Genomic DNA, 25,543 nt, shown 5'->3' with positions numbered 1-25,543 from the left:
GGAGACGAGAACAGTCGGCTTTGGTCGGTGGCCACCCATCCTTTGTGAACTATCCATTTCAGGGGCGCCCCCTTATGATGTGCTCCAGACTTTTTACCCTGCGATGAACCATGGCTGACTCCGCTTTTTTCTGCCCCCTCTCCCACGAAGGCGTGCTCGCTGTCCGCGGGCCTGACGCCAGCAAATTCCTTCAGGGTCAGTTGACCTGCAACCTCAATTACCTCAGTGACAGCCAGTCCAGCCTCGGCGCCCGCTGCAATCAGAAAGGCCGCATGCAATCGAGCTTCCGCATCCTTCTGGAAGGCGACGGCTGCCTACTGGCCATGGCCCGCGAGCTGATCGAGCCGCAACTGGCGGACCTGAAGAAGTACGCGGTGTTCTCCAAGGCCAAGCTTGCCGACGAAAGCGCCAGTTGGGCGCGTTTCGGCCTGGCCGATGCCCAGGTCGCCCTGAGCGGTCTGGGCCTTGAGCTGCCCGAGGAAGACGGCTCCGTGGCCCGCGCCGATGGCCTGATCGCCTTGCGCGTATCCAGCCAGCGCGCCGAACTCTGGGTGCCGGCCGAGCGCGTCGCCAGCCTGCGCCAGCAACTGGCCGCGCAACTGCCCGAGGGCGAGCTGAACCAGTGGCTGCTGGGGCAAGTCCGCGCCGGCCTCGGCCAAGTCATGCCCGAGACCCGTGAACTGTTCATTCCACAGATGCTCAACCTGCAGGCCGTTGGCGGCGTCAGCTTCAAGAAAGGCTGCTACACCGGCCAGGAAATCGTCGCCCGCATGCAGTACCTGGGCAAGCTCAAGCGTCGCCTGTACCGCCTTGCCCTGCCTGGCGACGCCCTCCCCGTTCCAGGCACTGCGTTGTTCGCTCCCAGCCACAACAGCGCCATTGGCGAAGTGGTCCTGGCCGCCCGGGCACAACAGGGCGTGGAACTGCTGGCCGTGCTGCAGGCCGAAGCGGTGGAAGGGGGCGAATTGCACCTGGAAACACTCGAAGGGCCGACCCTGCAACTGCTGGACCTGCCGTACCAGCTGGATCGCGACCGCGAGATCCAGCGCTGATTGCCTGCCTTTTCTTGCAACACCCTAGAGAACTTACATGACTGAGCTGGCGCAAAAGGTCCAACAGGATTTGCTGGAGGCCATCGGCAACGATGACCTGGTTCTGCCAACCCTGCCGGAGGTGGCCCTGCAGATTCGCCAGGCCGCCGAAGACCCGGAAATCAGCGTCAGTACCCTGAGCAAGGTGATAGGCCGCGATACCGCGCTGTCGGCGCGGCTGATCAAGGTGGTCAACAGCCCCTTGCTAAGGGCGGCCCAGGAAGTCACCGACCTGCACACGGCAATCACCCGCCTGGGGGTCAACTACAGCAGCAACCTGGCCATCGGCCTGGTGATGGAGCAGATCTTCAACGCCCGCTCCGAAGTGGTGGAACAGAAAATGCGCGATGTCTGGCGCCGCAGCCTGGAGGTGGCCGGGGTCAGTTATGCGCTGTGCCGCAGCTACAGCCAGCTCAAGCCGGACCAGGCGGCCCTGGGCGGCCTGGTGCACCAGATTGGCGTGCTGCCGATTCTTACCTACGCCGAAGACCACTACGAACTGCTCTCCGACCCGGTCAGCCTCAATCACGTGATCGAGCGCATCCACCCGTTGCTGGGAGACAAGCTGCTGCGGGTCTGGGAGTTCCCCGAGCAACTGGTGGAGATCCCCGGGCAATACCTGGACTTCAGCCGCCAGTCGAGCCGGATCGACTACGTCGACCTGGTCCAGGTGGCGACCCTGTACTGCCACAAGGACACCGAGCACCCGCTGTCGCGGATCGACGCCTTCAGCGTGCCGGCCTTCAAGAAGCTGGGGATAGACCCGGACAACAAGGCCATGTGCCTGGACCTGGAAGAATCCCGCTCCATGCTCTATTGAGCATCCCCTAGCCGGCTGTAAAGCTCACCCGCACCTTCAACCCCGACGGCTCGCCATCGTGCAGGCTGATCTGTGCCAGGTGCGCGCGACAGATCTCACCGACGATCGCCAGCCCCAGGCCCGAACCCGCACCCTGCTGATTGCGCCGGTAGAAGCGCTCGAAGACCCGGTCACGGTCTTCCAGGGGAATGCCCGGCCCATCGTCCTCCACCTCCAGCACCCCGGGCGGTGACACCCGCAGCACCACATTGCCACCCGGCGGAGTATGAGCCAGGGCGTTGTCCACCAGGTTGCTGAGCAGTTCATTGAGCAGGGTCGGTTCGCCCCTGAGCCACACCGGTTCGTCGGCCTCCAGGGCCAGGGCCACGCCCCGGGCGTGGGCCAGAGGCGCCATGGCCATGCCCAGTTCCCGGGCCAGCTGGCTGAGATCGAGCAACTGCGCCCCGCCCTCGGCGATCGCCCGGGCGCCGTTTTCCACCCGGGCCAGGGACAGCAACTGATTGGCCAGGTGGGTCAGGCGGTCGGTGCCCTGGGCAGCACTTTCCAGAGTGGCGCGCCAGGTATCCGGCTCACTCGCGCGCAAGCCCAGTTCCAGGCGGGCCTTGAGCGCAGCCAGCGGGGTGCGCAACTCATGGGCGGCCTCGGCGATGAACTGCGCCTGGCGCTCGAACTGCCCGCGCAGGCGCTCGGTGAAATGGTTCAAGGCGCGTACCAGCGGCCACAGTTCGCGCTGCACCGAGACCAGGGGCAGCGGCCGCAGGTCGTCCGGCTGGCGCTCTTCCACCGCCCCGCGCAGGCGTTCCAGGGGGCGCAAGGCCGCACTCACCGCAAACCACACCAGCACCAGGGCGCCGATGGCCAGCATGCCCAGGCGCAGCAGGGTATCGGCCATCAGGCTGCGGGCCATGGCCACCCGCGCCTCGTCGGTCTCCGCCACGCGGATTTCCGCCATGCCGTTCATGTTCGGCTCGCTGACCGCCTTGAGCAGGCTCACCACCCGTACGTTCTGGCCCTGGTAGCGGGCGTCGTAGAAGCGCGCCAGGGCCGGGTAATCATCGGTTCGCGGGGTGCCGGGCGGCGGCCCGGGCAGGTTCTCATAACCGGAAATCAGTGTCTGATGGATGTCGTTGACCTGGTAGTAGATGCGCCCGGCGCTGTCGTAGGCAAAGGTGTCCAGGGCCACATAGGGCACGTTGGCACTCAGGCTGCCATCGCGCTGGGACAAGCCGGCGGCAATGGTTCGCGCCGAAGCCAGCAAGGTCCGGTCATAGGCGGTATCGGCGGCCTCACGGCCGTTCCAGTAGGCGCTCAGGCCGCTGGCCAGCATCAGCACCACCAGCAGCAGTGCGAGGTTCCACAGCAAGCGCCAGCGCAGGCTGCTGGGCTTATGCATCGCGGCTTTCCAGCAGGTAGCCCAGGCCGCGGAAGGTGACGATGGCGACCGCATGGCCGTCGAGCTTCTTGCGCAGGCGGTGCACGTAGATCTCGATGGCGTCGGGGCTGGCCTCTTCGTCCAGGCCGAACACCTGGGAGGCCAGTTGCTCCTTGCTCATGACCCGGCCAGGGCGGGCGATCAAGGCTTCGAGCACCGCCTGTTCGCGGGAAGTCAGGGTCAGCAACTCCTCGCCCAGGGTGAAACGCCGGGTGTCCAGGTCATAGGCCAGCACTCCGCAACGCTGCTGGCGCTCGCCCCCCAGCACGCTGCGGCGCAACAGGGCCTTGACCCGGGCCTCCAGCTCGGTCAGCTCGAAGGGCTTGGCTAGGTAATCGTCGGCCCCCAGGTTCAGGCCGTGGACCCGGTCCTTGACGTCGCTGCGGGCGGTCAGCATCAGCACCGGCAGGTTCTTGCCGCGGGCCCGCAGGCGCGCCAGCACTTCGAAACCATCCATACGCGGCAGGCCGACATCAAGGATCGCCACGGCGTATTCCTCGCTGCCCAGGGCCAGGTCGGCCGCCACCCCATCGTGCAGCACATCCACGGTCAGGCCGGTGCTCTTGAGCGCCTGGGCGATACTTTCGGCCAGTTGCAGATGGTCTTCCACGAGCAGGACTCGCATGGCTGTTTACCTCGTTTCAGGGGGGATCGACGCCGCTCTTTGGCGCGGAGTGTACCGCCGCAACCGCCGCTGTGAAGCCCGAAAGCCACGAAAGTGCACTGAAAGGTTAGCGAAAGGTTGGCCCTTTAGAGTCCCGCCACGGACAGTCTCGACTGCCCTGGCCGTGAAGGCCGCTGACCCGCAAAACGCCTCGAAGCGTTTTCGTCAAAATAAGAACAATAACGGAGTACTCCAGGATGCCATCCACGCACCCTCAGGCTGTCCAGCCCGCGCGTTTTTCCCGTCTGACCCCGACTGCTCTTGCCAGCGCCGCCACCCTTGCCGGTTTCGCGCCCTTGAGCCAGGCCGCCTTTATCGAAGACAGCAGCGCCACCTTCGAAACCCGCAACATGTACTTCAACCGCGACTTTCGCGACGGCACCAGCGCCCAGCAGTCCAAGCGCGACGAATGGGCCCAGGGGTTCATGCTCAACCTGCAGTCGGGCTACACCGAAGGTACCGTGGGCTTCGGCCTGGACGCCCTGGGCATGCTCGGGGTCAAGCTCGACTCCAGCCCCGACCGCACCGGCACCGGCCTGCTGCCGACCCACGATGACGGGCGCGCGGCCAACGAGTACTCCAAGCTCGGCCTGACCGGCAAGGTGAAGATTTCCGCCACCGAACTGAAAATCGGCAGCCTGATTCCGGAACTGCCGATCCTCAAGCCCAACGACGGGCGCATCCTGCCGCAGACCTTCGAGGGCGGCTTGCTGACCTCCAGGGAGATCAAGAACCTGACCTTCACCGGTGGTCGCCTGGACAAGGCCAAGGACCGCGATGACAGCAACTACGAGGATATCCGCCTCAACAACAAGAACAGCCGCTTCGCCGGCACCGTGGCCGGCAAGCACTTCAATTTCGGCGGCCTGGACTACAAGTTCACCGACAAGATCACCGGCAGCTACCACTTCGCCCAACTGGACGATGTCTACAACCAGCACTTTCTCGGCCTGGTAGCCTCCCAGCCCATGGGCCCGGGCACCTTCGGCACCGACCTGCGCCTGGCCATCAGCGACGACCAGGGCCAGGCCCGCGGCGGCAAGATCGACAACAAATCCCTCAACGGCCTGGTGAGCTACGCCCTCAACGGGCATAAACTCAGCGCCGGCTACCAGCACATGTCCGGCGACAGCGCTTTCCCCTACGTCGATGGCAGCGACCCATACCTGGTGAACTTCGTGCAGATCAACGACTTCGCCGGGGCCGAGGAGCGCTCCTGGCAAGCCCGTTACGACTTCGACTTCGCCAAGCTGGGAGTGCCCGGCCTGAGCTTCATGACCCGCTACCTCAGCGGCGACAACATTGCCCTGAAGAACGGCGACACCGGCAAAGAGTGGGAACGTAACACCGAGGTCAAATACGTAGTGCAAAGCGGCACCTTCAAGGACGTCGCCGTGCGCCTGCGCAACGCCACCTACCGTTCCAACTATTCGGCACGCGATGCGGATGAAGTACGCCTGCTGGTGAGCTACAGCGTAGCGCTGTGGTAAGCCCCCCCTATCACGCTCCTACGAAAAACGGGTCGGGGATGACCCGGACATACCTACAACAACTCCTGTGGAGACGCTCATGGACCTTTCACTGCGCAAACTCGCCCTCGCCGCCGGCTGCATGTTGTTCGCCGGCCAGTTGCTGGCAGCCTCCGCCGAGCCCAAGCGCCCGGAATGCATCGCCCCGGCCTCCCCTGGCGGCGGTTTCGACCTGACCTGCAAGCTGGCGCAAAGCGCCCTGGTCAACGAGAAACTCCTGTCCAAGCCGATGCGCGTGACCTACATGCCCGGCGGTGTCGGGGCCGTGGCCTACAACGCGGTGGTGGCCCAGCGTCCGGCCGATGCCGGGACCCTGGTGGCCTGGTCCAGTGGTTCGCTGCTGAACCTGGCCCAGGGCAAGTTCGGCCGCTTCGATGAAAGCGCGGTGCGCTGGCTGGCGGCGGTGGGCACCAGCTACGGCGCCATCGCGGTGAAAAGCGATTCGCCCTACAAGAACCTCGACGATCTGGTCCAGGCCCTGAAGAAAGACCCGAGCAAAGTGGTGATCGGCTCCGGTGGCACCGTCGGCAGCCAGGACTGGATGCAGACCGCGCTGATCGCCAAGGCCGCCGGGATCAACCCGCGGGACCTGCGCTATGTCGCCCTGGAAGGCGGCGGCGAGATCGCCACTGCCCTGCTGGGCGGGCATATCCAGGTTGGCAGTACCGACATCTCCGACTCCATGCCGCATATCCTGGCCGGCGACATGCGCCTGCTGGCGGTGTTCTCCGAGCAGCGCCTGGACGAGCCTGAAATGAAAGACATCCCCACCGCCAAGGAGCAGGGCTACGACATCGTCTGGCCGGTGGTACGCGGCTTCTACCTCGGGCCTAAGGTCAGCGATGCGGAGTACGCCTGGTGGAAAGAGGCCTTCGACAAGCTGCTGGCCTCCGAAGAGTTCGCCAAGCTGCGCGACCAGCGCGAGCTGTTCCCCTTCGCCATGACCGGCCCCGAACTGGATACCTACGTGAAGAAGCAGGTAGCCGACTACAAGACCCTGGCCAAAGAGTTCGGCCTGATCCAGTGACCGTCCCTTTCTGACGGCCCGGCCCTCGCGCATCGGGGGCCGGGCCCGGGAGTTAGCCATGCTCGTTCAACGTCTCTTCGCCGCGGTGTTGCTGCTGGCCTGTGCCGGCCTGGCACTGATGGCCTGGCCCTACCAGGCGGCCTTTTCCTACGAACCGGTGGGCCCGCGGGCCTTCCCCCTGCTGATGCTCGGGCTGATGGGCCTGGCCCTGCTGTACATGCTGTTTCGCCCGGCACCGATCAAGCACAGCGAAGAAGAACCGCCCCTGGACCGGCAGACCCTGACCAAGATCGCCCTCTGCGTGGCCTTGCTGCTGGTCTTCGCCGGGGCCTTCGAGCCCTTGGGCTTCATCGTCGCCAGCATTCTCATCGGCGTGCCCATGGCCCGCCTGTACGGCGGCCGCTGGCTGCCCAGCCTGGTGATCATCTGCCTGCTCAGTGTCGGCCTCTACTGGTTGTTCGACCGAGTCATGGACGTCCCCCTGCCCCTCGGCCTGCTCGACGTTCTGGAGAATTGATATGGATACCCTCAGCTATCTGGGCCAGGGCTTCGGCGTTGCACTGACCCCCTACAACCTGGTCACCGCCCTGTCCGGCACCCTGATCGGCACCGTGGTCGGGCTGCTGCCGGGCCTTGGCCCGATCAACGGCGTGGCGCTGCTGATCCCCATCGCCTTCGCCCTGGGCCTGCCGCCGGAATCGGCGCTGATCCTCTTGGCGGCGGTGTACCTGGGCTGCGAATACGGCGGCCGGATCAGCTCGATCCTGCTGAACATTCCCGGCGAAGCCTCCACCGTGATGACCACCCTCGACGGTTACCCCATGGCACGCAAGGGCCTGGCGGGCGTAGCCCTGTCGTTGTCGGCCTGGAGCTCGTTCATCGGTGCCTTCATCGCCACCTGCGGCATGGTGCTGTTCGCCCCGCTGCTGGCCAAGTGGGCGATCGCCTTCGGCCCGGCGGAGTACTTCGTGCTGATGGTGTTCGCCATCGTCTGCCTGGGCGGCATGGCCGGCGACCGACCGTTGAAGACCTTCATTGCCGCGCTGATCGGGCTGTTCCTGTCGGCCGTGGGCATCGACGCCAACAGCGGCGTGTACCGCTTCACCGGGGACAACATCCACCTCACCGACGGCATCCAGTTCGTGGTGCTGGTGCTGGGCCTGTTCTCCATCAGCGAGATTCTCCTGCTGCTGGAAAAGACCCATCGCGGCCAGGAAGCGGTGAAGGCCACCGGGCGCATGATGTTCAACTTCAAGGAAGCGGCCTCGGTGTTCGTGGTGAACATCCGCTGCGGCCTGCTGGGCTTCATCATGGGCGTGCTGCCCGGAGCCGGCGCGACCCTGGCCAGCGCCGTGGCCTACATGACCGAGAAACGCATCGCCGGTGCCAGCGGCACCTTTGGCCAGGGCGACAAGCGCGGCCTGGCAGCCCCGGAAACCGCCATCGGCGCCTCGGCCTGTGGCGCCCTGGTACCAATGCTGACCCTCGGCGTGCCCGGTTCCGGCACCACCGCGGTGATGATCGGCGCCCTGTCGCTGTACAACATCACCCCCGGCCCGCTGCTGTTCCAGCAACAGCCGGATATCGTCTGGGGCCTGATCGCCTCGCTGTTCATCGCCAACATCATGCTGGTGATCCTCAACATTCCGATGATCCGCATCTTCACCCGCATCCTTGCGGTGCCGAACTGGGCCCTGGTGCCGGTGATCGCCATCATTACCGGGATCGGCGTCTATGCGGTACACGCCACCACCTTCGACCTGTTCCTGATGGTGGGCATCGGCATCTTCGGCTACATCCTGCGCAAGCTGGACTTCCCGCTGTCGCCAGTGCTGCTGGGCTTCATCCTCGGTGGCCTGATGGAGCAGAACCTGCGCCGGGCGCTGTCGATTTCCAACGGCGCCATGGAGATCCTCTGGTCGAGCCCGATCACCGTCGGGGTCTGGGTGCTGACCGTGATCATGCTGCTGATGCCGCTGCTGCGTATCTGGCGCAAGCGCGCGGCCCAGCAACGTGCCGTGGCCGATGTCTGAATCCACTTGGAAACAGTGGTGGGGCACGCCCCTGGTGGGCCTGGTTGGCGGCTACCTCGCCAGCCAGATCGGCTGGCCGCTGCCGTGGATGGTCGGCTCGTTGCTGGCGATCATCCTGGTGCGCTGCCTGACGCCCTGGCAACTGGCGGAAATCCCCGGCGGGCGCAAATGCGGGCAATGGGTGGTAGGCATCGGCATCGGCCTGCACTTCACTCCGCAGGTGATGGAGCAGGTGCTGAGCCATTTCGGCCTGATCTTCTTCGGTGCCCTGGTCACCAGCCTGTCCAGCGTGGTCGGGGTCTGGCTCTTGCGGCGCACCGGCGAGGACCGGGCCACCGCGTTCTTCTCCAGCATGCCCGGCGGCTCCGGGGAGATGGTCAACCTCGGCGCGCGCAACGGCGCGGTGCTCAGCCGGGTAGCGGCCGGGCAGAGCCTGCGGGTACTGACGGTGGTGCTCTGTGTGCCGGCGGCGTTCAAGTACCTGCTGGGGGAAGGCACGCCCGCCCTGCATGCCGCTACGGTGGACTGGCGCTGGCTGGCCCTGCTGTTTCCGGCCGGTGCCCTGCTGGCCTGGCTCTGGCAGCGCCTGCGCCAGCCCAACCCCTGGCTGTTCGGCCCCCTGCTGCTCAGCGCGACACTGAGCATCGCCTGGGACCTGCACATCGGCCTGCCCGACGGCGCCAGCCAGATGGGCCAGTGGCTGATTGGCAGCGGCCTGGGCTGCCACTTCAACCGCCAGTTCTTTCGCCGGGCCCCTTCGTTCATGGGCCGCACCCTGATCGGCACCGCCCTGACCATGCTGATCGCCGGCCTCGCAGCCCTGGGCCTGAGCGCCCTGACCCGCCTGGACCTGCGCTCGCTGACCCTGGGCATGATGCCCGGCGGCATTGCGGAAATGAGCCTGACGGCCGAGGTCCTGCAACTGTCGGTGCCATTGGTAACGGCGATGCAGGTCATGAGGTTGCTGTTCGTGCTGTTTCTCGCCGAGCCCCTGTTCCGCCACTGGAACAAAGGCCCCCTGTAGCCGCAGGCTGCGACAAGGTCCGCAGGACCTTCGGTGGCCGAACCACCGCCGCGTCCCCACGGGCCGTTCGCAGCCTGCGGCAGCGGCTACAGATATGCCTTGGTTCAAGTCGCGAGCGGGGTGGCCGCCAAGCAGCCTCCCCATCGAGCACTGGTTACAACGGCGGCAGGCGCCACTCGATCGGCGTCTCGCCGTTCTGCTCGAGGTATTTGTTGGTGCGGCTGAAGTGCCCGCAACCAAGAAAGCCGCGATAGGCCGACAAGGGCGAAGGGTGCACCGAGGTCAGCACCAGGTGCTTGGTGGCGTCGATCAGCTTCTGCTTGCTCTGGGCATGGGCGCCCCACAGCAGGAACACCAGGTGCGGCTGATGCTCGCTGACCACTTCGATGATCCGGTCGGTGAAGAACTGCCAGCCCTTGCCCGCATGGGAAGCGGCGTTCGCCCGCTCCACGGTCATGGTGGTGTTGAGCATCAGCACACCCTGGTCGGCCCAGCTCTGCAGGTAGCCATGGTTGGGGATGTCGATGTTCAGGTCGCGCTTGAGCTCTTTATAGATATTCACCAGCGACGGTGGCGCGGGCACCCCGGGCTGCACCGAGAAGCACAACCCATGGGCCTGACCCGGCCCGTGGTAGGGGTCCTGGCCGAGGATCACCACCTTGACCTTGTCCAGCGGCGTGGAGTTCAAGGCGTTGAAGATCATCGGTCCCGGCGGGTAGATTTCCTTGCCGGCGGCATGTTCCTGGCGCAGGAACTCCCGCAGTTCGCTCATGTAGGGCTGGTCGAATTCGGCACGCAGGGCCTCCTTCCAGCTCGGTTCGAGTTTGATACGATCGTCAGCAGTCATGGCCATGCCCGTGAAAAAACAATGGCCGCACCCTAGGAAAGCCCACTTCGCTTGTCAATTGATCTGACACAGAACCGGCACTTTCCCTTACAGCGATCATACTGACCGCTTAAATTTCCCATCGAGGTCACGATGAACCTGCACGTCGAAGAACTCACCGGCACCGATGGTGCACGCATCGCCATTGCCACCCTGGACGCGGAAAAATCCCTGAACGCCCTGTCCCTGCCCATGATCCAGCAGTTGAGCGAACACCTCGACACCTGGGCCAAGCACCCGCAGGTAGTGTGCGTGCTGTTGCGGGGCAACGGCGCCAAGGCTTTCTGCGCCGGCGGCGAAGTGCGCAGCCTGGCCCAGGCCTGCCTGGCCCATCCCGGCGAAGTGCCGCCGCTGGCCGGGCACTTCTTCGCCGCGGAATACCGCCTCGACTATCGCTTGCACACCTACCCCAAACCACTGATCTGCTGGGGCCACGGTTATGTCCTCGGTGGCGGCATGGGGCTGCTGCAAGGTGCTGGCATTCGTATCGTCACCCCCAGCAGCCGCCTGGCGATGCCGGAAATCAGCATTGGCCTGTACCCGGACGTGGGCGCCAGTTGGTTCCTGTCGCGCATGCCCGGCAAGCTCGGGCTGTTCCTGGGCCTTACCGGCGCCCATATGAACGGCCGCGACGCTCTGGACCTGAACCTTGCCGACCGTTTCCTGCTCGATGAGCAACAGGAAGCGCTGATCGAGGGCCTGCTGCAACTGAACTGGCAGGAACAGACCCCAAGGCAGCTCAACAGCCTGCTCAAGGCCCTGCAACAGGAAGCCCTGGAGCAGATGCCCGACGCTCAATGGCTGCCGCGCCGGCAACAGATCGACAGCTGGCTGGATGTCAGTGACGTGGGCTGTGCCTGGCGGGCGATCAGCCAATTGCACAACCACAGCGATGCCCTCTACAGCCGTGCGGCCAAGACCCTTGTCGAAGGCTGCCCGCTGACTGCACACCTTGTGTGGGAACAGATCCGCCGCGCCCGCTACCTGTCCCTGGCCGAGGTGTTCCAGATGGAGTACACCCTGAGCCTGAACTGCTGCCGGCATCCGGAATTTGCCGAAGGCGTGCGCGCGCGGCTGATCGACAAGGATCATCAGCCGCACTGGCACTGGGCGGATATCAACAGCGTGCCCGAGGCCGTGGTGGAGGCGCATTTCCACAAGGCCTGGGAAGGTCGCCATCCCCTGGCGGACCTGACGGATTACTAGATCGTCACAGGCTGCGCACTGCCCGAAGGGACCCGGCGACAGCGGATTCGCCGAAGGTCCTGCGGACCTGGTCGCAGCCTGCGGCAGCGGCTACGGGGTTCAGCTCAGTACCGGCTCAATGACCGCGGCCACCGTGGCCATGGTCGCCGCGCCCGCCATTGTCACGCCCGCCGTGGCCGCCCCAGTCCTGGTTGCTCCAGTTGTTCGGCCGGCCATGCCCACCCCAACCCTGGTTCGGATAAGGCCGGTATACCGCGCGCGGTGGCTGGTAGTAACGCGGGGCCGATTGGTAATAGCGCGGCGCGGGCTGGTAGTAGCGCGGTGGGTAGTAACTGCGCCCCGTGGAATAGTAGGAAGACCCGCCACCGTAGTAATAGGCCGGCGCGGGAGCGCTGTAGACCTCCGAGCTGTAGTAGCCGGAGCCTCCACCGTAATAAGGGGCACACGCAGCAAGGCTCGAACCCAGTAAGGCAATCAGTAGAAGTCGACGATACATGGCGGCCTCCTGGACCGCGAAGAAGCCTCGCCAGCGACGCTGGCAGGCGGCAATCAGCAACAGGCTGACTGACGCAATATCTGACCGCGAAAAGCGCTTGTGGTGCGATTTGCGCAACACTTTGAAACAAGTGCTGCTGACGTCCTTTCCCGCGGTTTTCCACGCCCACGAAAAAGCGCTGCCTCAGACAAAGGCAGCGCTGTGGGCAACGACTCTCGGCCCTTGGCCTCTTGTCATCCGAGGCGGTGGCCTGTTGTACGGGCCTTGGTGCCGGCTAGTGGTGCCAGCGTCGGTAGCCGCCGTAGTAGTGCGGCCCGTAGCCCCCGTGATAGTAGGGCCGGTAATAGTAGTGAGGCCTGTAGCCGCCTCCATAGTAGGGGTAGCCACCGTAGTAATAGGGGCCTGGAACTGCATACACGTCAGTGCGGTAGTACCCCGGCTCGACGTAATAGGGCACACAGGCGGACAGACTCAAACCAAGCACAACACCGAGCAAGATTCGACGGAACATGGCGGCCTCCCGGACCGCGTGCAAGCCGTACCAGCGACGCTGGACGACGCCAATCGAAACGGCATGACTGGCATTGCATAGGACCGCAAAACGCCTTTGCGGTGCGCCGCGTAGCAGCGCCCCGATGACTTCACCGACCAGTGGCAGGGCCCGCTTGGCGGCCCTGCAGGCCCCAACTGCGACGAGCCCCCCGCTGGCCTTCCAGCGCCTGGCAAACGTATCGAAGTCGAGACAATTCAGGCGCGTGATGAACGAGTTATTTGCGCGCCGTGCCACTAGAATGCGTCATCGGGCCACTATCACGGAATCACCATGCCGCGCCGCTCTCCCCTGTATTCCCAGCGCTCGCTGGTTCTGGTCCTGATCGCCCTGCTGGGCAGCGGTTTTCTCGCCACCTCGCTGCTCAGCTACTACGCCTCGCGGGATTCGATCCGCGACAGCATCGTCAATACCGAACTGCCCCTGACCTCCGATACCGTGTACTCGGAAATCCAGAAGGACCTGGTGCGGCCGGTGCTGATCTCCTCGATGATGGCCCGCGATACCTTCATGCGCGACTGGGTGGTGGCCGGCGAGCGCGACCCGAGCCAGATGACCCGCTACCTCAACGAGGTCATGACCCATTACGACGCCTACACCGCGTTCTTCGTCTCCAACACCAGCCTCACCTACTACCAGGCCAAGGGCGTGCTGAAGAAGGTCAAGGCCGATGAGCTCCGGGACGCCTGGTACTTTCGCGTACGCGACATGAGCACGCCCTACGAGATCAACGTCGACCCGGACCTGGCCAACCAGGACAAGCTGACCTTCTTCATCAACTACAAGGTCTACGACTACCAGGACCGCTTCATCGGCGCCGCCGGGGTCGGCCTGACCGTGGATGCGGTGATCAAGCTGATCGACAAGTACCAGCAGCGTTACCAGCGCAGCGTGTACTTCGTCGACGCCTTCGGCCGCATCGTCCTCACCGGTGCCGACGGTGGCCCCCAGGGCGCCCGCAGCGGCCAGTCGCTGCATGAACTGGGCAGCCTCAAGGAGCTGCTGAGCCAATTGCCCAAGCCCCACAGCGGCAGCTATGAATACAATTCCCAGGGCCAGGGGCACTTTCTCAATGTGCGCTTCATTCCCGAGCTGAACTGGTACCTGTTCGTCGACAAACGCGAAGACGGCGCCCTCAACAGCATCCGCCAGTCGCTGTACCTGAACCTGCTGATCTGCCTGGTGATCACCGCCATCGTGCTGGTCCTGCTCAGCGCCGTGGTGCGCCGCTATCAGCGCAAGATCGAAGCCCAGGCCACCCTCGATAGCCTTACCCGTCTGCCCAACCGCCGCGGGTTCGACCTGCTGGCGGCCCAGGCCCTGCAAGAGGCCTGGCGCGACCTGACGCCGCTGTGCGCCGTGCTGCTGGACCTGGACCACTTCAAGCGCCTCAACGACACCTACGGCCACCTGGCCGGGGACCAGGTGCTCAGTGGCTTCGCCCGGGACCTGCAGGGCTGCCTGCGCCAGTCCGACATCGTCTGCCGCTGGGGCGGCGAAGAATTCATCGTCCTGCTCAAGGACACCGACAGCAGCGTGGCCCTGGGCATCGCCGAGAAGATCCGCCTGCTCACCGAACAGCAGCGCTATCACTATGAAGGGCAACCGCTGCAACTGACCGTCAGCATCGGCTTGACCAGCCTGCAAGCCCAGGACACCCTGCACAGCCTGCTGTCCCGTGCCGACCACGCGATGTACCGTGCCAAGCACACCGGACGCAATCGAACCTGCGTGGAAATGCCTCACTCCAGCCATGAATGAACCTGAACTCTGCCCCGCCTGCGGTGCCCGCAACGACTGCACCCTGGCTGACCCGCGCCGCGCCGGCCAGGCCTGCTGGTGCTACAGCGTGGACATCGACCCGGCGATCATCGAAGCCCTGGCGCCGGAGCTGCGCAACCAGGCCTGCCTGTGCCCGCGCTGTGCCGGGGTCGACGCGCAGCTGCGCGCCGCCACCCTGCCCCGTCCCTGAGCCCCTCCAGCCGATAGCCACCGATCACCATGCGCATTGACCGTTTTCTCAGCAACCTGCCCCGTTTCAACCGCCAGCAAGTGCGCGTGCTGCTGGTGCAACGACGCATTCGCATCGATGGGCAGCCGGTCAGCGACCCCAAGGCCGAGGTCCGCGAGTTCAGCCGGGTGGAGCTGGACGACGAAGTGCTGCAGGCCGGCAAGCCGGCGCGCTACTTCATGCTGCACAAGCCCATGGGCTGCGTCAGCGCCACCCGCGACCCCGAGCACAAGACCGTGCTCGAACTGATCCATGAGCCGGACCCGCAGGATCTGCATATCGCCGGGCGCCTGGACTACAACACCACCGGGCTGATGCTGATCACCAACGATGGCAACTGGTCGCGGCGCCTGACCCAGCCCCAGACCAAACTGCCCAAGCTCTATTACGTGGAAACCGAGCAGGAGATCGGCCCCGAGTACGTCGAGACTTTCGCCCATGGCCTGTACTTCGCCTTCGAGGACCTGACCACCCTGCCCGCTCAACTGCAGATCCTCGGCCCCCGCAGCGCCCGGCTGAGCATCGTCGAAGGGCGCTATCACCAGGTCAAGCGCATGTTCGGCCACTTCAACAACAAGGTGCTGCGCCTGCACCGCGAACGCATGGGCCCGCTGCTGCTGGACGAACGCCTGGCCCCCGGTGAATACCGTGCTCTGAGCGACGCCGAAATACGCCTGATCTGAGCGTTGCGCCGCGCCACACGACCGCCGGGCAGAAGCTGTCGAACAATTTGCCCAATGACCTTGCAGGTTCCCGGTTGCCCTGCTTGAATCTGTCCGTCGGCCGAATTGTGACCGATGAGTCACAATCACACATCTAAGAAACCCTTTGCCGGCCTGAGCCCTGCCTGCTCTGCCTTCCCCCCGGCAAATCGCCCGCCTATAACAACACCCGTCGACCTGCCTTACCGGATCGACATGGGCTCCGATTCCAGGCGTATGCCTACCTGTCACATTGCCCGTGCACACTCACGTTGCGCGCATACCCGCTTGCCAGGAGTCTTATGACATGAGGCCAGAAATCGCTGTGCTGGATATACAGGGTCAGTATCGGGTTTACACGGAGTTCTATCGCGCAGATGCCGCAGACAAGACCATCATTCTGGTCAACGGCTCACTGGCCACCACTGCGTCCTTTGCCCAGACCGTGAAGAACCTCCACCCGCAGTTCAATGTGGTGCTCTACGACCAGCCCTACGCGGGTCGCTCCAAGGCCCACAACAGGCACGAACGGATGCTCACCAAGGAAGTAGAGGGGCAGATCCTGCTGGAGTTGATCGAGCACTTCGCCGCCGAACATGTGCTGTCGTTTTCCTGGGGCGGCGCCGCCGCCCTGCAAGCGCTCTCCCAGCGCCCGCGACGCATCGAGAAGGCGGTGATCAGCTCGTTCTCGCCGGTGATCAACGAGCCGATGCGCGACTACCTGGAACGCGGTGTCGACTACCTCGGCAGCCGCGATGGCCATCGCGTCGGCGACCTGGTCAACAACACCATCGGCAAGCACCTGCCGTCGCTGTTCAAGCGTTTCAATTATCGCCACGTCAGCAGCCTGGCGGAACATGAGTACGGGCAGATGCACTTCCACATCAGCCATGTGCTCCATGGTGATCGCCAGTGCTACCTCAGGGCCGCACGCAACATCCAGGTCCCGGTGCTGTTCATCAACGGCGAATGGGACGAATACACCTCGGCCAACGATGCCCGGCTGTTCGCCAACCATGTGCAGCAGTCGAGCTTCAGTACCATCCAGGCCACCGGGCACTTTCTCGACATGGAGCACAAGGCCGCCTGCCGCGACACCCGCCAGGCCCTGATGGGGTTCCTCAAACCGGGCCAGTACGACAACCGTTCGCGTGCCCCGCATGTCCAGGAGCAGCATGTACGAGCCCTCTGAAAAGCCCTCCTCGCAGGCCGCCTGCACACCGTGACAACCCCGGTTTTCACGGTATGGGGCGGGCTTGCGATGAAGGTCAGCGGCGCGCAAGCGCAAGTCAGCTAAAGAAAAACTTCAAATCCACGGCCACATCTGGTACAAAGTCAGCCGTTCGAGCGGGTGTCGTATAATGGCATTACTCCAGCTTCCCAAGCTGATAACGAGGGTTCGATTCCCTTCACCCGCTCCACTTCCCCAATCTGCGTGCCCACGCAGAAGCTCCAAGCAGTTTCCCAGTCGTTGAACCGCAACGATCTCTCCCTCCAGACCTGACCATTCAAGCCCAAGCCTTGTGCCTACCCGGGCCGATCGGTGCTGGCCAGAAAAGCTGCATAGCCATCGGCAACCACGGACGTGGCGCCAGTCTCATGGGACCAGAGCACCACCACCGGCTCACCGGCCTCCCCCAGTACGGCGTAATCGAAGCAGTAGTAGTCGCCCGTGCCGAACTGGGCGAACGGCAGCAGGTTGGAGAAACCCGCCGGGTCAGCGCAGACGTTGTCCTGCCAGGCCCGCCAGCCGCCTTCGAAATGGCGGACTATCGACTCCCAGGTCTTGCGCGGATCCCGGGCATCGAAGACCGGAAACACCTCCAGCGCCCCCAGTGCCTTGCCGTTGTGCTCCAGCAACCAGCGCGCGAACGAGCAGGGCAATGTACGCCCCAATGCCATCTCTGCCGCGCGGATCGCCTCGATCGTCGTGCCTGTCACTCTCGCTTTGCCCATGATGCCTCTCTTGGGGTACGAATTCGGGGCCGGGGACACTCGGTGTTCCCGGCCGGCGATTGTGCCGATGAAGATCCTGGCGTGCAAAGCATCCGGCGATGGCCCGGCCCGCAAAACTGGCTAAGATATCCGACCTGTTTTGCTGCACCGCCTGCCCGGCCATCGACGATACCTGCGTCGCGCCCTGCGAGGGAGAAGCCCCTCAGCTGTTTCAACTGCATGACATTCCCTGCCCACCAGGGCTGCACACGAACCTGATAGAGCCTCCCGACATGACTCAGAACATCTACGACGACCCGATTTTTTTCCAGGCCTACAGCCAGATGGGCCGCTCCCTCGGCGGCCTCGACGCCGCGCCGGAATGGCCGGCCCTGCAAGCCCTGCTGCCACCGATGAACGGCCTGCGGGTGCTGGACCTGGGCTGCGGCTATGGCTGGTTCAGCCGCTGGGCCAGCGAGCACGGTGCCCGCCAAGTAGTCGGCCTGGACGTTTCGCAGAAGATGCTGGCCACCGCCCGCGCCACCACCTCGGCACCCAATGTGCAGTATCAGCAAGAGGACCTGGAGCAACTGCGCCTGCCCGCCTGCAGCTTCGACCTGGCCTATAGCTCACTGGCCCTGCACTACATAAAGGATTTGCCCGGCCTGTTCGCCCAGGTCTATGCGGCCCTGGTACCGGGGGCGCGCCTGGTGTTCTCCATCGAGCACCCGATCTTCATGGCACCGCGCAACCCGGGCTGGCAGGTGGACGCGCAGGGCCGCCAGTCCTGGCCGGTGGACAGCTACCAGCAGGAAGGCGAGCGGGTGACCCACTGGCTGGCCGAAGGGGTGATCAAGCAGCACCGTACCCTGGGCACGCTGCTCAACACGCTGATCGATACCGGCTTCAACCTGCGCCATGTGCAGGAGTGGGGCCCCACGGCGCAGCAGATCGAGGACCTTCCGGCGCTGGCAGAGGAGCGGGTGCGGCCGATGCTGTTGCTGGTGGCAGCGCAGCGGTGAGGAGGTGCGGCGCCCTCAAGGTTTTTTAACGCCCCTTCGGGCCGCTCGCAGCCTGCGACAGCGGCTACAGAAGCCGCAGTCAGTAGCCTTGCTGTAGTGGAAAGCGCTGGGCCGCGCTGCGGGCCAGGAATTTTTCCTGGACCATGGGCCGGGCCAGGAAATAACCCTGGGCCTCATCGCAGCCGAAGGTGCGCAGCATCTGCAGGCACTTGAAGCTTTCAATGCCCTCGGCCACGGTGCGGTAGCCCAGTTCCCGGGCCAGGGCGATGACCGAGCGGGTGATCTTCTGGTGCTGGGCACTGCTCTCAAGGTCGGTGACCATGGATTTGTCGAGCTTCACCACATTGGCCGGAATCTGATGCAGATAGGCGAAGTTACTGTAGCCGGTACCGAAATCGTCGATGGCCACATCCATGCCCAGGGCGCGGATCTTGCTCAACTGGTCCAGCACCCGCGGGTTGGAACGCAACCAGGCACCCTCGGTGATTTCCACTTCCAGGCGATGGGGTTCGATGCCGTGGCGGCGACAGGCCGCCTTGAGCACATCAGCGATGTCCTGGTCCTCGAAATCCTGGGGCGAGAGGTTGATCGACAGGCGCTGCACTTCACCGTCGCTCCAGGCCTGCAGCTTGCCGAGCACCGCATTGATCACCCAGTGGGTTACCCGGTGGATCAACGCATTGCGCTCCATCACCGGAATGAACTCCGCCGGTGAAATCGGCCCCAGCCAGGGGTGATCCCAGCGGATCAGCGCCTCGGCGCTGACCTGGGCGCCGTCGGGCAGGGCGAAACGCGGCTGGAACATCAGGTAGATCTGCCCACTGTCCAGGGCTTCGCTGATATCCGAGGCCAGGTTGAAGGCTCGCCGGTAGGCCTGGTCCCGCACCACGTCGTAAGGCGCCCAGGTGCTGCGGTTGAGGGTCGCCAGTTCCAGGGCGAACATGGCCTTGCGCAACACGTCGGGCACGGCGTCGCGGTCCGTGGAGAACTCCACCGTGCCCGCGCACACCCCGGGAATCATCGGCAGTTCCAGCCCTGGCGGCTGACGCCGCAGGCGCCGCACCAGGCCTTCCAGGAAGCGCTCGATCCCGGGAGCCGCCGGCAGCAGGAAGCCGAAGCGCTTGACCGATACGTGATACACCCGCACATGGCGCCCCAGGTAGGCGAGCAGTTGCTGGGCCAGGAAACGCACGATGGTCTCGAACGGTGCCAGGCCCATGGCCAGGGTCAGCTCGTGGGCCACGGTCATGTCCACCGCGTCCACCAGCACCAGCACGCGCCGTTCTCCCGGGTTCTCATCCGCCAGGTCGTACAGGTCGCTCTGAAATTGCTCACGGTTGGGCAGCCTGCTCACCGGGTCGCGCCGGGTCAGGCGCTGACGCTGCTCCACCTGCTCCATCACCAGGGATGCCAGGTCGCGCAGTTGCTGACGCTCGGCAGCGTTCAGGCGCTGGGGCTGGCGATCGATGACGCACAGGCTGCCGATCGCATGCCCGGTGGAGGTAATCAGCGGCGCGCCGGCATAAAAACCGATGCCCGGGTCTTGGGTCACCAGTGGGTTGGCGTGGAAACGCACATCCTGGCGGGCGTTTTCCACCTCGAATACATCACCGGACTTGATGGTATAGGCGCAGAACGATTGCTCGATGGGGGTCTGCTCGGGCGCAAAGCCCACCCGCGACTTGAACCACTGCCGATCACGGTCCACCAGGGTGATCAGGGCCGTGGGCACCTTGAAGTACTCTGCGGCCAGCCGGCAGATGCGGTCAAAACGCTCGCACCGGGCCGTATCCAGCAGTTCCAGGGCATACAGGGCAGCCAGGCGCTGCTCCTCGGCCAGCGCCTTATCGGGCATATTGCGCCTCGGGCAGGATCAACACACTCATCACCAATCTATCTCACCAACGCAGGGATGGAACGACACCCGGAAACCGGGTCGGGCCTTGAAGTAGTGGCACTACGACATCCATCGACAGCATGACGCAGTGACTAGTGCTTGCCAATTCCATCCGTCGGACGAACGGTCGACGGCAAGCCCCCCAACCCTGCGTTGAAACACTTGTCCTAGAGCATTGCCGACTGAAAGCCGGAACAACCCTCTGGTAGCCTGCGACGCTATACCGCTGTGCTGCCCAGGGAGCCGGGACAGGCTTCACGCCCTGCCCTGAACCTGGCGACGGACGGCGAAAATCCCCATCGGCCGCGACCTCTCACTTCGGACCAACCGCCCATGCCAAGGCTTTCCCCGTTGCCCCGCTGCCTGTACCTGTCGACTGCCCTGGCTGTGCTGCTGCCAATCCTGGCCCACGCCGCACAACCTCAAGCGCCCAGTGCCGCCGACATCGCATGGCTGCGGCGTGACGGCTTCGACCTGGACGCGGCGCAACTCCAGCGCCTGCGCACCCTGGGGCGCAATGAGCTGCTGAGGGCGCAACTGGACGATCGCCTGCACGATCCGTTGCCACCGGCCATCGACACCCTGCTGCGCAGTTATCCGGCCCTGAACGATTCGCCCCGCTCCCTGCTGGAGGAGTTCCGGCAGCGCCAGGAACAGATCAAGGCAATGCCCGAGGGCGAAGCGCGCAACCAGGCGCAAAAAGACCTGCGCCAGTACGCCGCCCAACTGGCTGAACAGACCCAGTCCAGTGTGCTGTTGCAAGCTGTCTACGGCCCCAACCAGCTCAAGGAACAACTGGTGCTGTTCTGGCTCAACCATTTCAGCGTGTTCCAGGGCAAGGGCAGGGTGCGGCTGCTGACCGCCGACTACCTTGAAAACACCCTCCGCCCCCACGCCCTGGGCAAGTTCAAGGACCTGCTGCTGGCCACCCTGCAAAGCCCGGCCATGCTCGAATACCTGGACAACAGCAGCAACGCCAGGGGCAAGGTCAACGAGAACTACGCCCGTGAACTGATGGAACTGCACAGCCTGGGCGTCGACGCCGGCTACAGCCAGGAAGACGTGCAACAGCTGGCGCTGATCCTCACCGGAGCCGGGCTGGCGCCCCTGGACGGTCGCGAGCAGCACTTTCCCCGCAACCTGCAGCCCCTGGTGGTGCAACAGGGCCTGTTCCAGTTCAACCCCACACGTCACGACTTCAGCGACAAGCACCTGCTGGGCCATACCATCAAGGGCAGCGGGTATGACGAGATCACCCAGGCCGTGGACCTCATCACCCGGCAACCGGCCTGCGCGCGGTTCATCTCGCGCAAGCTGGCCCAGTACTTCGTCGCGGACGAGCCGCCGCCGGCGCTGGTGGCGCGCATGGCCAAGAGCTTCAGTGACAGCGATGGCGACATCGCCCAGGTCATGGCCACCCTGATGCAATCGCCGGAGCTGCTGCATGCGGCCGGCAGGAAATTCAAGGACCCGCAACAGTTCGTGGTCTCGGCGCTGCGCCTGACCTATGACGGCAAGCCCCTGGCCAACCCGCGACCACTGCTCAACTGGCTGAATCAGATGGGCCAGCCGCTGTTCGGGCGCATCACTCCCGACGGCTGGCCGCTGGTAGCCAGTGGCTGGTCGAGTTCCGGGCAGATGGCCAAGCGCTTTGAAATCGCCCGGGCCATGGGCTCGGGTAACAACCGGCTGTTCACCGCCGAGGGTAGCCAGGTCCCGGGGCCGGGGTTTCCCATGATCACCACGCCGATGTATTACCAGGCGATCGCCCCCTACCTCTCCAGCACCACCCGCAACGCCCTGGAGCAGGCCGTTTCCCCCCAGGAATGGAACACCTTCCTGCTGTCCTCGCCGGATTTCAACAATCGCTGAGAGCGCCCCACCTGACCAGGAGCCGTCATGAATCGTCGCCAATTGTTGATCGCAGCCGCCGCCCTGCCCAGCCTGACGTTTTGTGCCCGGCTATTCGCCGCACCGGCCTCGGCGCCGCGCACCCTGCTGGTGTTCCTGCGCGGCGGCTATGACTGCAACAACCTGCTGGTGCCCTACAGCAGCGACTTCTACTACGAGTCGCGCCCGACCCTGGCTATAGCCCGGCCCGATGGGCATAACCCGCAGAGCGCCATCGCCCTGGACAGCCACTGGGGCCTGAACCCGGTGCTGCGCGATTCGCTGTACCCGCTGTGGCAGCGCCAGGAACTCGCCTTCGTGCCCTTTGCCGGCACCGACGACCTGTCCCGCAGCCACTTCCAGACCCAGGACACTATCGAGGCCGGCCAGCCGAGCCAGCAGCACCGGCGCTACGACTCGGGGTTCCTCGCACGCCTGGCGCGGCAGGTGCCCGACAGCGCGCCTATCGCCTTTACCGACGCCCTGCCCCTGAGCTTCCAGGGCGGCCAGGAGATTCCCAACCTGTCCTTGCGCAGCGCCGGCAAGACGCCCTTCGATGAGCGCCAGGCAGCGATTCTGGCCTCCATGTACCAGCACACGCCCTATGCCGCCGCGGCCAGCGATGGACTGGCCCTGCGCCAGAAGGTCTCCCGGGAGCTGCAGCAAGAGATGCTCGCAGCCAATCGCGGGGCGGCCAATGCACAGAGCTTCGCCGCCCAGACCCGGCGCATGGCCGGCCTGATGCGCGAGCAGTATCGCCTGGGCTTCGTCGATGTCGGCGGCTGGGATACCCACGTCAACCAGGGCAGCACACAGGGCCAGTTGGCCAGCAACCTGGCCAACCTCGGGCAAGGGCTGGCGGCCTATGCCGAGGCCATGGGCGAGCACTGGAAGGACAGCCTGGTGGTCGTGGTCTCCGAATTCGGCCGGACCTTTCGCGAGAACGGCGCCCGGGGCACCGACCACGGCCATGGCACGGTGTACTGGGTGTTGGGCGGCAGCATTCGCGGCGGGCGCCTGGCCGGCGAGCAAGTGACGGTGAACGCGCAAAGCCTGCTGCAGAACCGCGACTACCCGGTGCTCAACAACTACCGGGATCTGCTCGGCGGCCTACTGGGCGCTACCTGGGGGCTTTCCAGCGCTCAGGTGCAGGCGGTGTTCCCCGGTTCCCGGCCCGCGACCCTGGGCCTGGTCTGATGCCATTGCTGAAACGCCCGGGTGCAGGCAAAAAAAGAGCGATCCCAGGGTCTGTACGAAAACTCGCCGAGCAAAGATCAGGCAAGGCAAAAACAGGCGAGGAAGCGGAGTTTAGGAACCTAAATGAGCATTCCGAGCCTGTTTTTAACGCAGTCTGATCGAAGCGCAGGTAGTTTTCGTACAGAGCCCACGATCGCTCTGCGGTTCGCAAACGGATGCACCGGGCCATTCGCCCCGGCAGACTCTTGGCAACCTGCCGTGAATCCGCTTGAAACCATTTGCCCCCTGTCACCGCCCGGCTCCTGCCCGGCGTGCCGATATTTTTACCAGTGCGCAACTGTCTGCTTGCTGAACCTGAAGCCAATCCCGCCATCGATGCTGTCCCCCCTCCTGCCCGAGCGCTTGCCAAGCCGGGGAAAAACCTGAAGCATTCGCAGCCCGCGCCCCTGGCGCCCCCCCACGGAAGGAGCCGTGCCTTGAAAACACTGCTGTTGCTGCTCTCCCTCATCCTGCTGATGGTGCTCAACCTCGGTTACTACACCGAGCTTGAAGAGGCTGAAACCCATACCCGCTGGTTTATCAAGACATCCCCGACCCTGCGCCTGGAATTCTTCAACATCCACGCCAATGACGGCGACTACCGGCGCGTGGAAAAGCTCACCGATGAACAGCGCCAGATGATCATCGACTATTGCAAATACCGCCTGGGCATCGACACCCAGGTCACCACCCAGGCCGATGTGGAGCGTTGCGCCAAGCTCTAGGGCCGCCCTGCCCCCCCTCTCTCCCAGCCTCCGACCAGGGCTACGACCGCGCTAAACAGCCCTGATGCGGCGCTCATTGGCCCCTGGGTACCGGAGCACCTGCGCCCGACACGGCTCCCAAAGTGCTATGGTGGCCGGCTGCCCTGCGTGCCAGGGCTCACTGGAGGAGCAATACGCTGAGCGCGTGGTCGCCACCTTGAGGAGGTCACTGAAGAGATATGTGTAACGCAAAAGATATCTATACCGCGGGTTGGGTCCTGGTGGTCATGGCCGGGCTGGTGTCCCTGGCGATCCAGGTCTACCTGGGCTATTTCAGGCTTGATGACATGGTCAAGCACCTGTCGCGCTGCCGGGTCATTGCCATCCGCATGCCGCTCCTAGGCAAGGACCCCCTTAGCCGTTTCTTCATGCTGCTGTGCATCGGCGCACTGTTCGCCATGCCCCACCTGTTCCTGCGCAACGGCGGCCTGAACGTGAAGGACTACAGGAAATTCCCCCTGGGCCTGAAGTGGCTGATCAATATGTTCCAGTTCGCGGCCCTGGTGGCCGTCATTGCCTTCCTGGTGCTGTGGTGGGTCAGCCGCCACCTCTGACGGCAGGCATGGACCATACGGGGCGCCGCCAACGGCGCCCCACGCTTGCCCCCCGCCTCAGCCAGCCGGCCGTTGCTGGCAAAAATCCTCACGGGTCATTGCAAAGAAGCGGCAGGGCAAGCCTTCGAAATCGGCATTGTGAGTGAAGCGAAAACCGACCTTGCGCGCCACCGCCAACGACGCCTCGTTGTCGACATGGGCATCGGCGACTATGCGCTGCACCGCCGGGTCGGCAAACGCATGCTCGACGATCCGCCGCGCGGCCTCGCTGGCAAAACCCCGCCCCCAGGCCCGCCGCACCAGGCGCCAGCCCATTTCCAGCTCGGGCCCCACAGCATCGAAGGGAATGAAGGAAACCCAGCCCAGCAACTCATCCGGCGCGTCCTTGGCGAAGATCGCCCAATACCCGCAGCGCGGGCCGAAATCCTGGGTCATGCGCCCCTGTAAAAAGTCCCTGTGCCACTGCCCGCCATCCCAGGTCCCGGGGATGAAGCGCGTGACTTCGGGATCCTGATCCATACCCAGGCACGCCTGGAAGTGCTCAAGGGTACGGGGGCGCAGCAACAGGCGGGCGGTTTCGAAATGCAGGTTCATCCGTGAGCTTCCTGAAAGGGGGCGCTCATGAAACCGCAACGCCGGAAAAAAAAGAACCCTCCGGTTCAGCAACAGGCCACGGCCCCTTGGTAGCGCTCCTGAAGAGGGGCCGGCTATCGCGCATACAACGACGCATACACTTTTCGACATGATTGTTCAGATAGTTCTGATTGAATGACAT

General features: G+C 64.5%; 24 protein-coding genes and 1 tRNA gene. 18 read left to right on the top strand and 7 right to left on the bottom strand.

Annotated elements, in window-relative coordinates:
* The first annotated feature begins 110 nt into the window (after positions 1 to 110).
* The gene (locus KI242_RS07590; protein WP_041116481.1) at positions 111 to 1,052 is read left to right on the top strand and encodes a folate-binding protein YgfZ; all 942 of its coding nucleotides are present in this window, start codon (positions 111 to 113) and stop codon (positions 1,050 to 1,052) included.
* A 37-nt stretch (positions 1,053 to 1,089) separates the two neighbouring features.
* Positions 1,090 to 1,911 (top strand): HDOD domain-containing protein, encoded by an 822-nt coding sequence (locus tag KI242_RS07585; RefSeq protein WP_011059783.1) that lies wholly within the window; start codon positions 1,090 to 1,092, stop codon positions 1,909 to 1,911.
* 7 nt (positions 1,912 to 1,918) lie between these two features.
* Here the strand turns inward: KI242_RS07585 and KI242_RS07580 are convergent, their stop codons facing one another.
* Entirely contained in the window at positions 1,919 to 3,304 is a 1,386-nt protein-coding gene (locus tag KI242_RS07580) for a sensor histidine kinase (RefSeq protein WP_011059782.1), read from the bottom strand.
* Positions 3,297 to 3,968, bottom strand: a complete 672-nt coding sequence (locus KI242_RS07575; protein WP_011059781.1) for a response regulator — start codon at positions 3,966 to 3,968, stop codon at positions 3,297 to 3,299. The genes KI242_RS07580 and KI242_RS07575 overlap by 8 nt, the downstream gene beginning before the upstream one ends.
* Positions 3,969 to 4,204: 236 nt before the next feature.
* Here KI242_RS07575 and KI242_RS07570 point away from each other — a divergent pair, with 236 nt between their 5' ends.
* The 5 genes from KI242_RS07570 (at position 4,205) to KI242_RS07550 (ending at position 9,620) form a co-directional block, all read left to right on the top strand.
* Positions 4,205 to 5,497 (top strand): OprD family porin, encoded by a 1,293-nt coding sequence (locus KI242_RS07570; RefSeq protein ID WP_015634513.1) that lies wholly within the window; start codon positions 4,205 to 4,207, stop codon positions 5,495 to 5,497.
* 79 nt (positions 5,498 to 5,576) lie between these two features.
* A complete protein-coding gene (locus KI242_RS07565) occupies positions 5,577 to 6,563 on the top strand; it encodes a tripartite tricarboxylate transporter substrate binding protein (protein ID WP_011059779.1) in 987 nt (328 codons plus the stop codon).
* 58 nt (positions 6,564 to 6,621) lie between these two features.
* A complete protein-coding gene (locus KI242_RS07560; protein WP_011059778.1) occupies positions 6,622 to 7,080 on the top strand; it encodes a tripartite tricarboxylate transporter TctB family protein in 459 nt (152 codons plus the stop codon).
* A 1-nt stretch (position 7,081) separates the two neighbouring features.
* Positions 7,082 to 8,596 (top strand): tripartite tricarboxylate transporter permease, encoded by a 1,515-nt coding sequence (locus tag KI242_RS07555; protein ID WP_011059777.1) that lies wholly within the window; start codon positions 7,082 to 7,084, stop codon positions 8,594 to 8,596.
* A complete protein-coding gene (locus tag KI242_RS07550; RefSeq protein WP_011059776.1) occupies positions 8,589 to 9,620 on the top strand; it encodes an AbrB family transcriptional regulator in 1,032 nt (343 codons plus the stop codon). Before KI242_RS07555 ends, KI242_RS07550 begins: the two co-directional genes overlap by 8 nt.
* 154 nt (positions 9,621 to 9,774) lie before the next feature.
* On the opposite strand, the gene ung is transcribed toward KI242_RS07550, so the two are convergent.
* Positions 9,775 to 10,467, bottom strand: a complete 693-nt coding sequence (ung, locus tag KI242_RS07545; protein ID WP_041120579.1) for a uracil-DNA glycosylase — start codon at positions 10,465 to 10,467, stop codon at positions 9,775 to 9,777.
* A 132-nt stretch (positions 10,468 to 10,599) separates the two neighbouring features.
* On the opposite strand from ung, the gene KI242_RS07540 reads away from it, so the two are divergent.
* Positions 10,600 to 11,712 (top strand): enoyl-CoA hydratase/isomerase family protein, encoded by a 1,113-nt coding sequence (locus tag KI242_RS07540; protein WP_212806027.1) that lies wholly within the window; start codon positions 10,600 to 10,602, stop codon positions 11,710 to 11,712.
* 115 nt (positions 11,713 to 11,827) lie between these two features.
* Here the strand turns inward: KI242_RS07540 and KI242_RS07535 are convergent, their stop codons facing one another.
* Entirely contained in the window at positions 11,828 to 12,208 is a 381-nt protein-coding gene (locus KI242_RS07535) for a hypothetical protein (protein WP_169892609.1), read from the bottom strand.
* A gap of 823 nt (positions 12,209 to 13,031) precedes the next feature.
* On the opposite strand from KI242_RS07535, the gene KI242_RS07530 reads away from it, so the two are divergent.
* From KI242_RS07530 to KI242_RS07510, 5 genes are all read left to right on the top strand, one after another.
* Positions 13,032 to 14,519 carry a sensor domain-containing diguanylate cyclase gene (locus KI242_RS07530; RefSeq protein WP_212806026.1) on the top strand — a complete coding sequence of 496 codons (1,488 nt, stop codon included), beginning with the start codon at positions 13,032 to 13,034 and terminating at the stop codon, positions 14,517 to 14,519.
* Positions 14,512 to 14,730, top strand: a complete 219-nt coding sequence (locus tag KI242_RS07525) for a cysteine-rich CWC family protein (protein WP_011059771.1) — start codon at positions 14,512 to 14,514, stop codon at positions 14,728 to 14,730. The genes KI242_RS07530 and KI242_RS07525 overlap by 8 nt, the downstream gene beginning before the upstream one ends.
* A gap of 29 nt (positions 14,731 to 14,759) precedes the next feature.
* The gene (locus KI242_RS07520) at positions 14,760 to 15,452 is read left to right on the top strand and encodes a pseudouridine synthase (RefSeq protein WP_011059770.1); all 693 of its coding nucleotides are present in this window, start codon (positions 14,760 to 14,762) and stop codon (positions 15,450 to 15,452) included.
* A gap of 325 nt (positions 15,453 to 15,777) precedes the next feature.
* Positions 15,778 to 16,662, top strand: a complete 885-nt coding sequence (locus KI242_RS07515; protein WP_015634505.1) for an alpha/beta hydrolase — start codon at positions 15,778 to 15,780, stop codon at positions 16,660 to 16,662.
* Positions 16,663 to 16,817: 155 nt separating this feature from the next.
* Positions 16,818 to 16,891, top strand: a tRNA-Gly gene (locus KI242_RS07510).
* Between the two features lie 106 nt (positions 16,892 to 16,997).
* On the opposite strand, the gene KI242_RS07505 is transcribed toward KI242_RS07510, so the two are convergent.
* Positions 16,998 to 17,426, bottom strand: a complete 429-nt coding sequence (locus KI242_RS07505) for an SMI1/KNR4 family protein (RefSeq protein WP_015634504.1) — start codon at positions 17,424 to 17,426, stop codon at positions 16,998 to 17,000.
* 272 nt (positions 17,427 to 17,698) lie between these two features.
* On the opposite strand from KI242_RS07505, the gene KI242_RS07500 reads away from it, so the two are divergent.
* Positions 17,699 to 18,427, top strand: a complete 729-nt coding sequence (locus KI242_RS07500) for a class I SAM-dependent methyltransferase (RefSeq protein ID WP_041752001.1) — start codon at positions 17,699 to 17,701, stop codon at positions 18,425 to 18,427.
* Between the two features lie 79 nt (positions 18,428 to 18,506).
* Here KI242_RS07500 and KI242_RS07495 read toward each other — a convergent pair whose 3' ends face one another.
* Positions 18,507 to 20,282: a sensor domain-containing phosphodiesterase gene (locus KI242_RS07495; protein WP_053149541.1), complete on the bottom strand. Its 1,776-nt coding sequence runs from the start codon at positions 20,280 to 20,282 to the stop codon at positions 18,507 to 18,509.
* A 375-nt stretch (positions 20,283 to 20,657) separates the two neighbouring features.
* Here KI242_RS07495 and KI242_RS07490 point away from each other — a divergent pair, with 375 nt between their 5' ends.
* From KI242_RS07490 to KI242_RS07475, 4 genes are all read left to right on the top strand, one after another.
* Positions 20,658 to 22,196: a DUF1800 domain-containing protein gene (locus KI242_RS07490; RefSeq protein ID WP_212806025.1), complete on the top strand. Its 1,539-nt coding sequence runs from the start codon at positions 20,658 to 20,660 to the stop codon at positions 22,194 to 22,196.
* A gap of 27 nt (positions 22,197 to 22,223) precedes the next feature.
* Positions 22,224 to 23,411 carry a DUF1501 domain-containing protein gene (locus KI242_RS07485; RefSeq protein ID WP_072443248.1) on the top strand — a complete coding sequence of 396 codons (1,188 nt, stop codon included), beginning with the start codon at positions 22,224 to 22,226 and terminating at the stop codon, positions 23,409 to 23,411.
* 476 nt (positions 23,412 to 23,887) lie between these two features.
* The gene (locus tag KI242_RS07480; protein ID WP_015634499.1) at positions 23,888 to 24,175 is read left to right on the top strand and encodes a hypothetical protein; all 288 of its coding nucleotides are present in this window, start codon (positions 23,888 to 23,890) and stop codon (positions 24,173 to 24,175) included.
* 218 nt (positions 24,176 to 24,393) lie between these two features.
* Positions 24,394 to 24,768 (top strand): hypothetical protein, encoded by a 375-nt coding sequence (locus KI242_RS07475; protein ID WP_053156763.1) that lies wholly within the window; start codon positions 24,394 to 24,396, stop codon positions 24,766 to 24,768.
* A 57-nt stretch (positions 24,769 to 24,825) separates the two neighbouring features.
* Here the strand turns inward: KI242_RS07475 and KI242_RS07470 are convergent, their stop codons facing one another.
* Positions 24,826 to 25,362, bottom strand: coding sequence for a GNAT family N-acetyltransferase (locus KI242_RS07470; protein ID WP_053156760.1), 537 nt, complete (start codon positions 25,360 to 25,362; stop codon positions 24,826 to 24,828).
* Between the last annotated feature and the right edge of the window lie 181 nt (positions 25,363 to 25,543).

This window comes from Pseudomonas sp. Eqa60 (assembly GCF_018326405.1).
Taxonomy (GTDB): domain Bacteria; phylum Pseudomonadota; class Gammaproteobacteria; order Pseudomonadales; family Pseudomonadaceae; genus Aquipseudomonas; species Aquipseudomonas protegens.
The sequence above is the reverse complement of the archived record's forward strand: the minus strand, read 5'-3'. Positions and strand labels throughout refer to the sequence as shown.

What these genes read in the sequence shown, in the direction of transcription:
- KI242_RS07495 (WP_053149541.1), bottom strand. Translation starts at nt 20,282, where the DNA reads ATGCCCGATAAGGCGCTGGCCGAGGAGCAGCGCCTGGCTGCCCTGTAT.
- KI242_RS07485 (WP_072443248.1), top strand. Translation starts at nt 22,224, where the DNA reads ATGAATCGTCGCCAATTGTTGATCGCAGCCGCCGCCCTGCCCAGCCTG.
- KI242_RS07515 (WP_015634505.1), top strand. Translation starts at nt 15,778, where the DNA reads ATGAGGCCAGAAATCGCTGTGCTGGATATACAGGGTCAGTATCGGGTT.
- KI242_RS07575 (WP_011059781.1), bottom strand. Translation starts at nt 3,968, where the DNA reads ATGCGAGTCCTGCTCGTGGAAGACCATCTGCAACTGGCCGAAAGTATC.
- KI242_RS07565 (WP_011059779.1), top strand. Translation starts at nt 5,577, where the DNA reads ATGGACCTTTCACTGCGCAAACTCGCCCTCGCCGCCGGCTGCATGTTG.
- KI242_RS07590 (WP_041116481.1), top strand. Translation starts at nt 111, where the DNA reads ATGGCTGACTCCGCTTTTTTCTGCCCCCTCTCCCACGAAGGCGTGCTC.
- KI242_RS07585 (WP_011059783.1), top strand. Translation starts at nt 1,090, where the DNA reads ATGACTGAGCTGGCGCAAAAGGTCCAACAGGATTTGCTGGAGGCCATC.
- KI242_RS07520 (WP_011059770.1), top strand. Translation starts at nt 14,760, where the DNA reads ATGCGCATTGACCGTTTTCTCAGCAACCTGCCCCGTTTCAACCGCCAG.
- KI242_RS07580 (WP_011059782.1), bottom strand. Translation starts at nt 3,304, where the DNA reads ATGCATAAGCCCAGCAGCCTGCGCTGGCGCTTGCTGTGGAACCTCGCA.
- KI242_RS07470 (WP_053156760.1), bottom strand. Translation starts at nt 25,362, where the DNA reads ATGAACCTGCATTTCGAAACCGCCCGCCTGTTGCTGCGCCCCCGTACC.
- KI242_RS07540 (WP_212806027.1), top strand. Translation starts at nt 10,600, where the DNA reads ATGAACCTGCACGTCGAAGAACTCACCGGCACCGATGGTGCACGCATC.
- KI242_RS07570 (WP_015634513.1), top strand. Translation starts at nt 4,205, where the DNA reads ATGCCATCCACGCACCCTCAGGCTGTCCAGCCCGCGCGTTTTTCCCGT.
- KI242_RS07500 (WP_041752001.1), top strand. Translation starts at nt 17,699, where the DNA reads ATGACTCAGAACATCTACGACGACCCGATTTTTTTCCAGGCCTACAGC.
- KI242_RS07505 (WP_015634504.1), bottom strand. Translation starts at nt 17,426, where the DNA reads ATGGGCAAAGCGAGAGTGACAGGCACGACGATCGAGGCGATCCGCGCG.
- KI242_RS07490 (WP_212806025.1), top strand. Translation starts at nt 20,658, where the DNA reads ATGCCAAGGCTTTCCCCGTTGCCCCGCTGCCTGTACCTGTCGACTGCC.
- KI242_RS07530 (WP_212806026.1), top strand. Translation starts at nt 13,032, where the DNA reads ATGCCGCGCCGCTCTCCCCTGTATTCCCAGCGCTCGCTGGTTCTGGTC.
- KI242_RS07535 (WP_169892609.1), bottom strand. Translation starts at nt 12,208, where the DNA reads ATGTATCGTCGACTTCTACTGATTGCCTTACTGGGTTCGAGCCTTGCT.
- KI242_RS07555 (WP_011059777.1), top strand. Translation starts at nt 7,082, where the DNA reads ATGGATACCCTCAGCTATCTGGGCCAGGGCTTCGGCGTTGCACTGACC.
- ung (WP_041120579.1), bottom strand. Translation starts at nt 10,467, where the DNA reads ATGACTGCTGACGATCGTATCAAACTCGAACCGAGCTGGAAGGAGGCC.
- KI242_RS07475 (WP_053156763.1), top strand. Translation starts at nt 24,394, where the DNA reads ATGTGTAACGCAAAAGATATCTATACCGCGGGTTGGGTCCTGGTGGTC.
- KI242_RS07550 (WP_011059776.1), top strand. Translation starts at nt 8,589, where the DNA reads ATGTCTGAATCCACTTGGAAACAGTGGTGGGGCACGCCCCTGGTGGGC.
- KI242_RS07525 (WP_011059771.1), top strand. Translation starts at nt 14,512, where the DNA reads ATGAATGAACCTGAACTCTGCCCCGCCTGCGGTGCCCGCAACGACTGC.
- KI242_RS07560 (WP_011059778.1), top strand. Translation starts at nt 6,622, where the DNA reads ATGCTCGTTCAACGTCTCTTCGCCGCGGTGTTGCTGCTGGCCTGTGCC.